Origin of the sequence: Leptolyngbya cf. ectocarpi LEGE 11479, from assembly GCF_015207065.1 — a bacterium.
GTDB classification, from domain to species: domain Bacteria; phylum Cyanobacteriota; class Cyanobacteriia; order Phormidesmidales; family Phormidesmidaceae; genus Leptothoe; species Leptothoe ectocarpi.
In genome coordinates this window covers 1-14,073 of sequence record NZ_JADEXP010000029.1, presented here as the reverse complement: position 1 = coordinate 14,073, position 14,073 = coordinate 1, and the positions used below count along the sequence as shown (strand labels likewise).

9 protein-coding genes are annotated in these 14,073 nt (G+C 48.9%); 6 read left to right on the top strand and 3 right to left on the bottom strand.

All coding sequences use genetic code 11. The features are described 5' to 3' along the window. Positions 1-15 precede the first annotated feature (15 nt). From IQ260_RS05610 to IQ260_RS05600, 3 genes are all read right to left on the bottom strand, one after another. Positions 16-1,740 (bottom strand): putative bifunctional diguanylate cyclase/phosphodiesterase, encoded by a 1,725-nt coding sequence (locus tag IQ260_RS05610; protein ID WP_193991628.1) that lies wholly within the window; start codon positions 1,738-1,740, stop codon positions 16-18. Between the two features lie 176 nt (positions 1,741-1,916). Next, complete coding sequence (aroA, locus tag IQ260_RS05605; RefSeq protein ID WP_193991627.1) at positions 1,917-3,266, bottom strand: 3-phosphoshikimate 1-carboxyvinyltransferase; 1,350 nt, start codon at positions 3,264-3,266, stop codon at positions 1,917-1,919. A gap of 62 nt (positions 3,267-3,328) precedes the next feature. Beyond that, positions 3,329-3,961 carry a hypothetical protein gene (locus IQ260_RS05600; RefSeq protein ID WP_193991626.1) on the bottom strand — a complete coding sequence of 211 codons (633 nt, stop codon included), beginning with the start codon at positions 3,959-3,961 and terminating at the stop codon, positions 3,329-3,331. A gap of 211 nt (positions 3,962-4,172) precedes the next feature. On the opposite strand from IQ260_RS05600, the gene IQ260_RS05595 reads away from it, so the two are divergent. The 6 genes from IQ260_RS05595 to IQ260_RS05570 all read left to right on the top strand — a co-directional run bounded on the left by IQ260_RS05595 (position 4,173) and on the right by IQ260_RS05570 (position 13,880). After that, positions 4,173-5,369, top strand: a complete 1,197-nt coding sequence (locus tag IQ260_RS05595) for an aminotransferase class V-fold PLP-dependent enzyme (RefSeq protein ID WP_193991625.1) — start codon at positions 4,173-4,175, stop codon at positions 5,367-5,369. 167 nt (positions 5,370-5,536) lie between these two features. After that, positions 5,537-5,890: a slr1659 superfamily regulator gene (locus IQ260_RS05590; RefSeq protein ID WP_193991624.1), complete on the top strand. Its 354-nt coding sequence runs from the start codon at positions 5,537-5,539 to the stop codon at positions 5,888-5,890. A gap of 93 nt (positions 5,891-5,983) precedes the next feature. Then, positions 5,984-8,092: a SpoIIE family protein phosphatase gene (locus IQ260_RS05585; RefSeq protein WP_228015600.1), complete on the top strand. Its 2,109-nt coding sequence runs from the start codon at positions 5,984-5,986 to the stop codon at positions 8,090-8,092. 113 nt (positions 8,093-8,205) lie between these two features. Then, complete coding sequence (locus tag IQ260_RS05580) at positions 8,206-8,796, top strand: slr1658 superfamily regulator (RefSeq protein ID WP_193991621.1); 591 nt, start codon at positions 8,206-8,208, stop codon at positions 8,794-8,796. Positions 8,797-9,093: 297 nt separating this feature from the next. Further along, complete coding sequence (locus tag IQ260_RS05575; protein WP_193991620.1) at positions 9,094-9,345, top strand: RNA recognition motif domain-containing protein; 252 nt, start codon at positions 9,094-9,096, stop codon at positions 9,343-9,345. Positions 9,346-10,703: 1,358 nt separating this feature from the next. Then, the gene (locus IQ260_RS05570) at positions 10,704-13,880 is read left to right on the top strand and encodes a glycoside hydrolase family 9 protein (protein ID WP_193991619.1); all 3,177 of its coding nucleotides are present in this window, start codon (positions 10,704-10,706) and stop codon (positions 13,878-13,880) included. The last annotated feature ends 193 nt before the right edge of the window (positions 13,881-14,073 follow it).

Genomic DNA, 14,073 nt, shown 5'->3' with positions numbered 1-14,073 from the left:
TCCCATGGTTGAAAACTATGAGGCTAAACTGACCAGGGGTAAACGCTGTTCTAAATACGCCTGCAGCCCCTGAGCACTCATTGGTTTGCCAATCAAGTATCCCTGGGCAAAATCACATTGATAGGTTTCTAGAAGAGACTGCTCATCCATGGTTTCCACGCCTTCCGCAATAATACATAAGCCCAGATCGTGCCCCATTTGGATAGCTGACTTGAGGATGGCCTGGTTTTTACGGTCAGTGGTAACACCACGGACAAAACAGTTATCAATCTTGAGGGTATCAATGGGCAGCTTTTGTAGATAGCCGAGGGATGAATACCCGGTACCAAAGTCATCTACGGCTAAACGCATGCCTAATTCTTTCAGCTCATTTAAGGTTCTGATCGCTGCATTGGCATCTTGCATCAGCGCTGTTTCAGTAATTTCTAGCTCTAGCATATGGGGCGATAGGCCACTGTCTTGCAGTGTCTGGGCTACTTGCTGGCTAAGCCTGCCTTGATTAAATTGAACACTGGATAGATTAACTGACATATGGCGCAGGCCCAGGTTCATATCCTGCCACTGGCGAGCTTGATGACAGGCAGTTTCCAATACCCACTGGCCGATGGAAATGATCAGTCCGGTCTCTTCCGCCAGGGGAATAAACAGCCCTGGCGAAATGTCGCCTTTTTGGGGATGATGCCACCGGATCAAGGCCTCGGCACCTTCGATTCGGCCTGTGCGTAAATTGAGCTGCGGCTGGTAATAGACTTCAAACTCATCCCGTTCGAGGGCATAGCGTAGCCAGGTTTCTAACCGAATTTGATATTCAGTGGCAACAGTCATATCGGATTGATAAAACTGGCAATAGCTACTTTTTTGGCGTTTGGCATATTCTAGGGCTGCATCGGCTTGGCGCATTAGAGTGGGTAGGTCTTGGCTATGGTCTGGATACATAGCTACGCCAAGGCTAGCGGTAATAAATACTTCATGCCCCGGTAGTGAAAAAGGACGGCTCAGGGCATCCATTAGCTCTGTTGCTAGCTGTCTAACGACTGCAAGGCGTTCTATGTGGCCCAGGGCAATGGCAAACTGATTACCCGTCAGACGTGCGAGAGTCGTATTGGTGGGTAAACAGGCTTGCAGACGATGACTGGCTGATTGCAAAAGGCTATCACCGGCTGGGTAGCCCAAAATATTGTTAATCTGTCGAAGCCGGTCCAAACTCAGGGATAGGAGGGCCACTGGTGCGGTGGAGGTTTGAATCAGCTGGGTAAAGCGTTGCTCAAATAGCAGATGATTGGGCAGTGTGGTCAGACTGTCGTAGTAAGAAAGGCGGTTGAAGTGCTCTGCTGCCAGCCTTAAATGACCGAGATAATGGTTGCTAATCGCCTGCTGCTGTTTTAGACGCGCTGCGATCGCATCCAGCAGTGCCTCATGGGAAAAGGGATAGAGCAAACAGTCATCGGCCCCCAGCTGCATGGTGTGTCGAAGATGTCTGTGATCATAGAGTCCGCTTAGCAAGATAAATGGGATCACCGCCAGCTGACTATCCCGACGCATTTGCTGCAATACCTGATGACCGTTGCCGTCTCGTAACGCCCAATGACAGATGACTAAATTGGGATTGTGGGCATGGGCCAGTGCTAACCCAGCCGTTCCTGTTGCTGCATGTTCTACGCTGTAGCCAGCGGCCTCAATGCTCTGTACGGTGATCGCTGGTGGTAACGTTGATGACCCAATGAGTAAAATCTTCTGCATAGATACTACTTTTTGAACCCACTCAAGAGCAGGGCAATGGATAGCCCATAGAAATTTCTAGGGGAGGCAACATTGGCCCTAGAGTGCCCGCTACAGAACGGGATTGATACTCACAGCGCTTTTATGAACCTAATTTTGAGGCAGCGGTCCACCCTGTCAGCGGCCAAGGACAATGCTTAAAGGGCAAACTGCTCAAGGGTTTGGGCAAAGGGCGGATAGGATACAGCGGCAGCTTCTGCTCGTCGAATCGTGGTGGTGCCTTGGGCTCGCAAAGCCGCAATGGCTAGGCTCATGGCAATACGATGGTCCGTAAAGCTATCCACATCAGTACCGGTGAGGCTAGCGCCACCCTGAATCTCTAAGCCATCGGGCAGCTCGCTCACCGAAGCCCCTAAACGATTGAGCTGGCTGGCGGTCACGGCAATGCGATCGCTTTCTTTTACCCGCAGCTCCGCCGCATCCTCAATCCGGGTGATGCCGTCGGCAAACAAAGCCGCCACCGCTAAAATCGGTACTTCATCAATCAATCGAGGAATCAAGCTACCGGCCAGGGTACAGGCCTTGAGCTGGCTAGTCCGCACCCGGATATCGGCGACGGGTTCCCCAGTGACCTCACGGCTATTTTCTAAGGTAATATCGGCCTGCATCTGCTGCAGGGCTTCTAAAATACCGGTACGTGTGGGGTTGACACCGACATTTTCAATCACCAGGTCCGAACCGGGGACGATGGCTGCAGCCACCATCCAGTAGGCTGCCGAGCTAATGTCGCCAGGAACGATCACAGTCTGCCCCTGGAGCTGGCTAGGACCGTGTAGTGTGACCCGACAGGCCTCACGATCGACTGTCAGGTTGGCACCAAAGGCCCTGAGCATGCGTTCGCTATGGTCTCGCGAGAGGCTGGGCTCGGTGACCGTGGTGTCGCCATCCACCGACAATCCCGCCAGCAGGATGCATGACTTTACCTGGGCTGAGGCAATAGGGGACTGGTAGTGGATCGGTGAGAGCGCCGAGCCTTGGACTGCTAGGGGGGCTAGCTGATTATGATCACGACCCCAGATCTGGGCTCCCATGGCCGTTAGGGGGGTAATTACGCGGGCCATGGGTCGCGATCGCAACGAGTCATCCCCGGTCACCGTAAAAAACCGACCCGGTTGAGACGCCAACACCCCCAGCATGAGCCGTAGTGTCGTCCCTGAGTTACCCGCATCCAAAACCGCTGTGGGTTCTTGGAGCTGTCCCACTCCCAGCCCTGTCACCGTCACCCATTCAGCGTCAAGATCTGAAATCTTGGCCCCCATGGCTTGAAAACAGGCTGCGGTGCGTCGGGGGTCTTCGCCTAAAAGCAGGCCTTTGATCCGCGTTTCACCGCTGGCTAACGCCCCCAGCATCAAAGAGCGATGGGAAATGGACTTATCGCCAGGCACCTGCAACCGTCCCTGCAGCCCTTTTCCCCCAGGGGAAAGGGTCCAAGCCTGGTGGGCAGCAGCATCGGTTTCAATGAGCAAAGCGGCAGAAGACGTAGCCATGACGAAAGATTCAGCAAGCAGCGCCTCTGATTCTATCGTGCGTCGGGTAGAGAATGGAGCGGTTATTCAGCGTCAGGCGCAGGGGTTTCCGTATCCCCAGTAGGCGTCTCAGTTTCCCCAGTGGGGGCTTCGGTCTCTCCAGCAGGGGTATCGGTCTCCCCAATCGGGGCCTCAGCACCGCAGTAGGTGTTGATATCACTGACCAATGTGGCCTCATCTTGAGACAGGGTCTGTAGCTTGGTAAACGCAGTGTTGGCCTTGTTTTGAAATTCCTCTAACACATTGCTTAAATCGGCCTCAGATTCCGCATCGGCCACCAGCTGCATGGCTTCACCCGCCACCTCTAACTCTTGAGCCGAACCGGAAATAATGCCAGCATAGCCATCGCGATACTCGGATAGTTGTTCATCAGCTAGATCTAGATCATTTAAGCTGGTAACCATGCCATCAATGCTAACTACCACTTTATCGACTGCGTCGATGTACTGACTGGCTGCGGTTTGAATATCACCTAAACTTTCAGCCCCTTGAGCCTGCTGAGTAAAGCTATCAATCTCGGATTCAAACTCATCCTTAAACACCTGAGCTTGGTTAATCACATCGGCAAATGCGTTGCACTGAGCTACCGTTGAAGGACCACAGCTAGTCAGGGTTAGGGCTGCTAACCCTAGCAAAATTGAGCGTGAAAGGCGCATTAGTTGATTTCCGTTGATCAATGCAGAACAGTAATCTCTTTTACAATTTACCCAGTCTGATAGTAAATACGTTCAAGCCTGATCTTCATCGATCAGGAATGACTTGTAATCTCCCAAAATGCTTGGCCACAACGCTTGAGGCTACAGACAAAGTAATCCTTACACAATAGATTAAACTTGATAAATCTTTAACTGACGTGGTGACGCCTGCATGAGTGTCAGTATTGCGCAATATCGGCAGAGAGTGCCAGCCCTGCAAAACAAAGCCTACTTTAACTACGGTGGTCAGGGGCCTATGGTAGAGGCGGCTCTAGCGGCTATTCACTCAGCCCATCAAACGATTCAGACCCGTGGCCCCTTTGGGAGCAAGGTCTACCAGTGGATGCGTGCAGAGGGTGTGGAAACACGTCGGATGTTGGCAGACGATCTAGGTGTTTCGCCCCAGACCCTGGCCTTAACTGAAAATGTCACCGTCGGTTGCAACATTGCCCTGTGGGGGCTGCCCTGGCGCAGCGGCGATCATATTCTGCTGTCTGACTGCGAACATCCTGGCATCATTGCCACCGTACAAGAGCTGCAGCGACGTTATGGCATCGAGTTCAGCATCTTTCCCCACCTTAGTCAGCTCAACTCTGCTGACCCAGTCAGCACAATTCAAGCCCATCTGCGTCCTACGACCCGGCTGTTGGTCATCAGCCACATTCTGTGGAACACAGGCCAGGTGCTGCCGTTAAAAGCTATCTGTCAGCTCTGCCACGAGCGGCCCCAGCCAGTGCGAGTCCTATCTGATTCGGCCCAGTCAGTGGGGATGTTGCCGCTGCAGCTGGCGAAGACAGGCGTGGATTTTTATGCGTTTACCGGGCACAAATGGTACTGTGGCCCGGCGGGTCTGGGTGGTCTCTACGTTAGACCTGAGGCGATGGCAGAGCTATCCCCGACTTATATTGGCTGGCGCGGCATTACGCTTGGCACAGAGGGGCAGCCCACGGGTTGGGAGCCCGATGCGCGACGCTATGAGGTGTCCACGTCCAATGTGGCATTGTGTAGTGGCTTACGGGTTGCGATCGCAACCCACAATGACTGGGGCACCACCGAAGAGCGTTATTTTCGGATCTGTCAGCTCAGCAGCTCTCTGTGGGGTAAGCTCAACAGCCTACGCTCGGTTCGGTGTTTGCTAAAGTCTCCTCCAGAATCTGGCTTAGTATCGTTTCGAATCTTTCAAAACGGCGCTCCTGCTCCGACGCTGCATCAAAAACTAGTGGTTTACCTCGAAACGCGACAGTTCTATCTGCGCACCCTGTTGTCACCGAGCTGTGTCAGAGCTTGCACCCACTATTTCACAACAGAATCAGAGATTGATCGTCTCATTGATGCGATAGAAGAATTTTTGCAGAGTCATGCTTGGTAACTTTGAAGGCAAGAACATACTTAGTTAGCTCAGGCATCACTCGTTGAGGTGTACAGGATAAAGCAGGGCCTTGGTAAAGGATAATTTCTCTATGCCCCCTGACATAGAAAACTATGGGAGCATAGCGAAATCAGGTTGACACACACAGCTAAATCAATGCTCTCAACATGACAAACCAAGAAATCACAGGCAAGGACTATGTTGTACACCACAATGCCGATACCGTCACCACGACATTTCAGGGTGAATTGGCCCTCGGTGGTCCCCAGGAATATGCATCGATTAATGAGCTGCTAACTGAGGTGGCCAACGGTGATGCTGACGTGATCACCCTTGACTTCAGGACGTTATCTTTTCTCAATAGCTCTGGCATTAGCATGCTGTGTAAGTATGTTTTGGCCCTACGTAAAAAGCAAGACATACAGCTGGTGATTCTAGGGTCCCATGATATTCCTTGGCAGAGAAAATCATTGAGAAATCTCCAAAAGTTTCTCCCGAGCCTAAGGTTAGACCTGGAGTAGCCTGGGTTGGCTTACTTGTTGCGAATTTACATTGCTGACGGCAAGATATCCTGTCCTCCGCAGCCAACGATGGCTTAAAGCATGAAACGCTTAATGAGTAGATTACCTAGCAATTTTCGTGTTCCCATTCGGCGGGTACTGGTCGTTCCCTTTGTGCTTCAGATTTGCACGACGGTGGGATTAGTGGGCTATCTTTCGTTTCGTAATAGCCAGCAGGCCATCCAAAACCTCACGTCACAGCTGCGTATGGAGGTCTCGGCCCGGATTCAACGAGAGCTTCAGGGATATTTTGAAACCCCCCATGAAATCAATCGTCTCAATGCAACGGCATTGCTCCAAAATATTCTAGATGTTAAAAATGCGACTCGCGGAGAAGCTCAGCTGTACCAACAGATGAGAATTTCACCCAATGTTGCCTTTGTTTATTGTGGCAATAATCAGGGTGACTTTTTTGGTGTTTTACGAGACCCGGAGGGTGGCTCTCTCCAGCTTTCCTATAGTAACGCGGCCACTAGAGGAAAACGCCAATACCATACATTGAATGTCCGTGGGGAAAGAACCTATTTTATCCGCCAGCTCAAGACTACATTTGATGCGAGACAGCGCCCTTGGTATCAGGCCGCGACTCAGGCTCAGCAACCGGTCTGGACTGATGTATACATTGCTTTTACCACTGGACTGCCCAATATTACCGCCGGATTACCCGTCTATGATCGCTCAGGGCAAAGACTGTTGGGGGTATGTGCAGCAGATGTTGTCCTACCAGAAGAGTTTCGTAGTTTTTTGCAAGATTTAGACATTGGTAAATCAGGTCAGGCGTTTGTCATCGATCGCAAAGGACATTTGATTTCTAGTTCTGTGGATGAACCGTTGATGCTGGGGGATCCGGAAGACCCTAAGTTTTTGCAGGCTGTGGACAGCCAAGATCCGCTCGTGCGGGGCACTACGCAGTATATTTCTAAGCGATTTGGCGGTTTAGATGAAATTTTGCGATCGCAACAGCTCAACTTTAAACTCCAGGGTCAACGCCATTTCGTCCAGGTCCTCCCCTTTCGTGATGGTCGCGGTCTCGATTGGTTAATTGTAGTCGCCATTCCAGAAGCCGACTTTATGGAGCAGATCTATGCCAATAACCGTAATACCATCGGCCTGATGCTGTTGGCACTCGGTATTGCCATTGGCGTTGGTCTACTGATTACCCGCTGGCTAACTCAGCCGGTACTGCGCGTCACTCAAGCTTCTGAAGCCATTGCCAATGGCAATCTTACCCTGCAAGACATGGAAACCAGCCCCATCAGCGAGCTACGGACCTTAGCCCATTCATTTGCTAGCATGGCCCGTCAGCTTAAAACATCGTTTGAAACCCTAGAAGATAAGGTCAAAGAACGTACCGTTGAATTGGCCAATGCTAATGCGAAAATTAGCACTCTCAATGACAAACTCAAAGCCGAAAACCTACGGATGGGCGCAGAACTCGACGTAGTCCGAAAAATCCAACGGATGATCTTGCCCAAGGTCGAAGAACTAAAAAATGTGGATGGCCTTGATATTGCCGGATTCATGGAACCCGCAGAGGAAGTCGGCGGAGACTATTACGATGTACTACAAACTGAGGGAGTGGTCACATTAGGTATCGGCGACGTCACAGGCCACGGACTCGAAAGCGGTATGTTGATGCTAATGACCCAAACTGCTGTGCGAACCCTAAAAGAAAGCCAAGAGCATGACCCCATCAAGTTCTTAGACACCCTCAACCGCACCATTTATCAAAATGTACAGCGGATGGATTCCGAAAAGAATTTGACTTTAGCTATTCTCAACTATGCCGATAGACATGTCAGTATTAGCGGTCAGCATGAAGAGATTTTGATAGTGCGTGCCGATAGCAGTATCGAAAGCATTGATACCATGGACTTGGGCATCCCCATTGGGCTGGATGATGACATTAAAGCCTTTATCGATAATATAACAGTCGAACTACACTCTGGAGATGGAATAGTACTCTACACTGACGGTATTCCGGAAGCCTATAACTTAGACCGAGAGCAGTATGGTATTACCCGTATGCATACGGTCATCACCCAGCATTGGAACAGTACTGCTGAAGAGGTCAAGCAAGCTATCATAAAGGATGTACGCCACTTTATGAGTGGTCAGAAGATATTCGATGACATCACATTGTTAGTCATCAAACAACAGTAATTTTCATTAGCTCACCAATAGCGGGTTTACCCGATAAGTCCTGTGAGTCAAAGGGTCCTTTAACTAGATCATCTATCAGATCATCACAAATCGGCATCTTAGGGGGCAATCTTATGAATCAAATTTTTGGTGATTTTATTGAGATTTCTTCTAATCAACATAACTCCTTAGAAATATGCTTTACGCCCACATCGGAAGACATTGAAAAACTCTGGGAAAATCAGCGCCTATCCGCTTATTTCTTAGCGAACTGTTTTATTGGCTTTCTCCCATTTAATGAAGACGACCCTGACGAGCAACAACGCATTGAAGAGGCTAAAAGCTCTATCAGTTATGTAGCCAATGAACTCATAGAAAATGCCGTAAAATTCAATCTTGAGGCTGTTAACCCGCAGGTCACACTGGGGGTACATTTTCTGGAGGGTCCGGAACTGATCGCTGTCATGTTTGCTACTAACAGTGTCGATAAAGCTGGGGCCGAAAAATTACAGCACTTTATTGAAAAGCTGCTAGCCTTCGATCTACAGGATCTCTATGTGCAGCAGATAGAAGCTAGCTCCAGTGATGAGAATATCAGCATGTCAGGGCTGGGATTTTTAACCATGATGAATGATTATGATGCGCGACTGGGCTGGAAATTGGAGCCGATGTCAGGGGCTGCTGACATCATTGCTGTGACTGTCACCGCTCAAATCAATGTATAAAGTACGCACAATCTAAAATCTATAGCTCCTTATTATTGCCAAGGATGAACGTGCTCAGAGTGAGCACTCATGATCCTCAGAATCGGGTTTATTTCCCAGTAACAGCGCAGTCAGCACCTATTCATGATTGAGCCAGTAAAACCGGATACAAGCAGAGGTTGATTTTTGCTGCATTTTTGACTCTTACTACTAACCATGTGCTAGCGTTTGGTGAGATTTATTTTCGGCAGGTTAATCTTTGTTACAAATGGTTCTCCGAATCTAACTCTATGTACTTTTTCATGTTGGAGAATCTCTATGTCAATTTATGTGGGCAATTTGTCCTATGACGCCACCAAAAGCGATGTGGAAGAAGTTTTTGCCGAGTACGGCACCATTAAAAGCACTCATTTGCCTACCGACAGGGAGACGGGTCGGCCTCGTGGGTTTGCCTTTGTGGAGATGTCATCAGACGCCGAAGAAACTGCAGCGATTGAAGCTCTGGATGGTGCCGAATGGATGGGTCGTGTACTCAAAGTAAACAAAGCAAAGCCCCGGGAGCGCAGATAGTAGCCTGGAATAGTTGGGAGGCAAAGGTTCTGCCTGTTCGTATTACTACGTAGAGTCGTAGAATACATTCCTCCCCCATAGCACAGAAGCAACCATAAAACCATGTAGAGGGCCCATCTGCATGGTTTTTTACATAGCCTATAAAAGTTGAACTTAATGGTTAACAGGTGTTAGTCATGGTGCAGCCAGTTTTTTTGTACTGCTCGCTCAGTAATGACAGTCCAAATCATCGAATAAAGACGCTTCACGGAAAATATGGGTCTATAGCCTCAAAACTGGCTGCAAGAATAGCCAACCTTAACTGTAAGCTGCCAGGCTACGACACGTAGATAGCCGTAAGGCTACTAATCCATGTTTAGGCTACCAGCGCCATCGAGACATCATAAAGGTATAGTGTCAGCCTAAAGTTGTTATTTCACTTCAGATAGTCACCCAGAAAAATCCTATTTACAATGTTTCTTGGGATAAAAAGAGAACGGGAAAGAGATTTTGGCTATCACTACTCTTCGATGTGATTCTATTTTCAAAATATGACTTATAACGTATTTACAGGTTGAATCATGCTTTTAATCAGCAACGGTGTTTTCTTGATAGCTTAGAATGTCTGAGACGCGATTATTTTAAGAATATCTTTGATTTTTGATGTTCGATAAGATCTCAAATGAGAGCTAATTTTTCATTCTTATAAGGACACTTTTTGGGTTGGCACAGCCATTAAAAAAAGTGGGTCACTTCATCTGAGCTTAACAAGCTTTTTACGCAATGTGAAGAAGGATATGCAATACTAAGGCTGTGTTTCACTGTAGTTGAGTTCATGGCATTAGACGTTCTCATCTACCTCTGTCAATTTTCTGTTTTAGGATTTTATCAACGACATAGTGTTGATTATTTCCAGGACCGTTAAGTTAGAAAACTTGTGAGCACATCATTATTGTTTTAATTTACGCACCGACATTTTACAAAACGCTAGCTGTTGATGTGAAGCAGTGTTGGTCTGTTTTACGTGTTGATCAGGTAAATTACTGCCGGATAGGTGGTTTGCGATGGGTCGTAAGCTTTCGTGTCTGTAAGCATCTCAGCATTATCTTGCTTTGGCTATTGACATCGGCACGGCTACTTGCGTTGTGACAAAACACAAGTAATACCTGTTGGCTAGGCTAACCATAAAAACAAGAGAGCAAAGTGCATCAGTTATTGTGCTTTGGAGATTCTCTGCTGGTGCAACAGTGGGCTCCCTATTTAGTGGAGAACTGATGTGTTGTGGTCGAATCTGCTATGCCAGGTTTTCTCCCTAGGTTATTTCAGGCAGCGCCCTGCATCTACAACAAAATACTTATCCATCATTGGAGCTATCAAGCATGAATTCTGCTAACGCATCCACCGTTAAAATTACTGATGCCTATACAGTTAGCCCAACTATTTTAGCTCTTCGCATCGAAACAGGTGAGATTGTCAAAGGTCGGCAAATCCCCTATACTCCTCAGCCCGGCGATGACATCAACCAGTGGAATATTCTGTCTAGAAATGGTCAGGTCATTGGCCATATGGCAGCTGACAACACGATGGTTCGAACTTTTGATGTCTTAGAAGGACCAGAACTCGATACCAACTGGGCCGACAACGCCAGTAACTATACCCTCAAATCTAGTAGCGATAGTGACTTTAGCCAGGGCGTGACCCCATCTCGTGTATTTCGTAAGAGCAAGATTGGCGGTATTGCTGAAACCGGGTCTTGGGACTTTGGGTGGCCCATGGAACACACAGTATTTTTAGAATTGCCACAGCCGCTTGACCAAGGCAAACGTTACGACATTGATTTTAGCGGCAACGGCATCGAAGACACCACATTTACCTATGACCCCACGGGAGATCGCAGTGAGGCCGTCCATGTTTCTCACATCGGGTTTGACCCAGACTCACCAGCAAAAGTTGCATTTCTCTCCACGTGGATGGGGACCCAAGGGCAAGGTGTCGAATACCGAGCAGGACAAAAATTCTGGCTGATTGATGAGGCCACTGGCAACAAGGTGTATGAAGGTGCCATTGAACTGGCCAAAGATAAAGATGTGGCTGAGGACAATCGTGGTCGCAACTACAACGGCACGGATGTCTACATGATGGACTTTAGTGACTTTGAGACCGAGGGCACCTATAAAGTTGCTGTAGACGGCGTGGGCACATCCTTTGCCTTTGATATTGGCGACCAAGCTTGGGCCGATAGTTTTTATGTCTCGGCTCGCGGCATGTACCACCAGCGTAGCGGCATTGAGTTAGGAAATCCGTATACCGACTATGAACGTCCCCGTCCGTTTCATCCTGACGATGGTGTAAAGATTTACCAGTCCACAACCACGTTGATGGACACCCAAATGGGGTTAAATTCTGATGTCAATGTCTTTGAAGCGTTAGTTGCGGGTAAAACCGATGAACTTGTTCCTGAAGCCTACGGTGGCTGGTTTGATGCCGGAGACTGGGATCGACGTATTCAACACCTGGATGTGACCCGGTCGATGTTGGAGCTGGCCGAGCTGTTTCCGGATTATTTTGACGATGTGGATCTCAATATTCCAGAATCCAACAACCGTTTGCCAGATGTTATCGATGAAGCGCTTTGGGGACTGGACTTTTTTAAGCGTTTGCAGCTGCCTAATGGCGGTGTGCGCGGTGGGGTAGAGTCGGCAGAGCATCCAAGGCGGTTTGAAGCCAGTTGGCAAGAGTCTCTAGATGTGATGGCCTATGCGCCAGATATGTGGTCCAGCTATAAATATGCGGCAACGGCTGCCTATGCTGCCCACGTTTTGCAAGATATTGCTCCAGATAAAGCCAATGGCTATCGAGAGAGTGCGATTAAAGCCATGGAGTGGGCCGAGCAAGAATTTTCCCAGCTGCCCAACAACAATCAGACCTACACAGAAGTCTATGATGAGCGCAGTTTAGCCGCCGCTGAGTTATATCGCTTGTCGGGGAGCGATCGCTGGCATCAGGTCTTTTTAGAGACTACGGTATTTGATGATCCCAATACCTCTCCCTATGTTTGGCAAAGTCACAATCGTCGCAATTCTGCGTTTACCTACTCCCGCACTGAACGCTCCGGTGTTGATAAAACGATCCAGGCAAATGCCAAAAATTCTCTGCTACAGTCGGCAGATGAGGAAATTGCCGCCATCAACAATACTGGATTTAAATGGAATAAAGATCCTTGGGCACCCCTAGGATGGGGCAGTCTCGGTCCTAATAGCACAAACTTATTCCGTGCCCACTCCCTCTCCAACAATGAGAAATATCTCAAATCAGGTACTTTGGCCACACAGTTTATTCTTGGCGCCAATCCTGACAATGTCAGCTATACCACCGGTCTCGGTCATCGGGTGCCCGAACATCCGCTGATTGTTGATAGCATTGCCGTTGGTGGTGACGCGCCTCCGGGAATCACCCTTTACGGCCCCGTGGATTTTAGCGCTTACGATGATTGGTCCCTGGATCTGTTTGATGATGTGACCTCTCCTCTTCCCCAGCAATGGCCTACCACCGAGGGACACTTTGATGTCACGTATTTGGTCCCCCATTCTGAATTTACGGTTATGCAAACCATTGCGCCCATGTCCTATAGCTTGGGATATCTAGCGGCGTTGACTGAGAGTGCCCCCAGCTCACCGGTTCCCGATCCTACCCCAGACCCTGACCCTACCCCAGAGCCCGAACCGGAACCAGACAGCGTTATCGGTGAATACGGCACTCTCAATCTCAATCACAACTGGCAAACGATTTCTCTCGATAACGACTATATAAATCCTGTTGTTATTGTTTCTGATCCAACGTTCAAAGGCTCTGATCCAGCTGCTGTCAGGGTACAGAATGTCACTGACAATACGCTTCAGCTGCGGCTGCAAGAGCCCAACTACAAAGATGGTAAACATAAAGATGAATCTGTTTCCTATCTTGTGATGGAGGCCGGGGACTGGACGCTGGCTGATGGTACTCGGATTTCGGCTGGTACCCATGGGGGCAATCGTCTCACCTCTAAAGGCTTTGACACGATTGATCTCCAAGGATTTCAATCTACACCCACGGTGCTGTCCCAGGTGCAAACATTTAATGGCAGTGACTGGGTGACAACTCGGATGACAGACCAGTCTAAGCAAGGATTTCAGCTGGCAATGCAGGAGGAAGAAGCGCTCAATCGTGGAGCACATGTAAAAGAGACGATTGGTTGGCTGGCCATTGACCAGGGTGTGGCGTCCGATGGCGATACTTTATTACAGGGGGGCACAACAGGGCGCAGTGTGAATAACGATCGCACCCCAGTCACGTTTGAAGAAGCCTTTGATGTAGCCCCATCCATCATTGCTAAACTGAGTTCCTACTATGGCGCAGACACGGCTAATTTACGTCTTGATGACATCAGCAACATTAGCTTTGGTGCGCGCGTTCATGAAGAGCAATCCCTAGACCGAGAACTCAATCACACCAATGAATCCATCTCCTTTCTGGCCTTAGAAGGCACGTCGGGTCTTTTGACTGGAATGGGTGTCTAACGCAGGCTATCCCCATTCATCAAGTTTTTCTGGGTGAATGGGGATAGACGCTGGGCTATCCAGCGCCAGCAATTCCAAATTCCAAGATTAGGACATTGTAATGCCCTAGCCATAGTTCCATCAGAACACTAACAACGTTTTAGGAGGTATTGGTTCGTGCCTTTCGTGCCTTTCGTGTTTTTCGAGGTTTGGG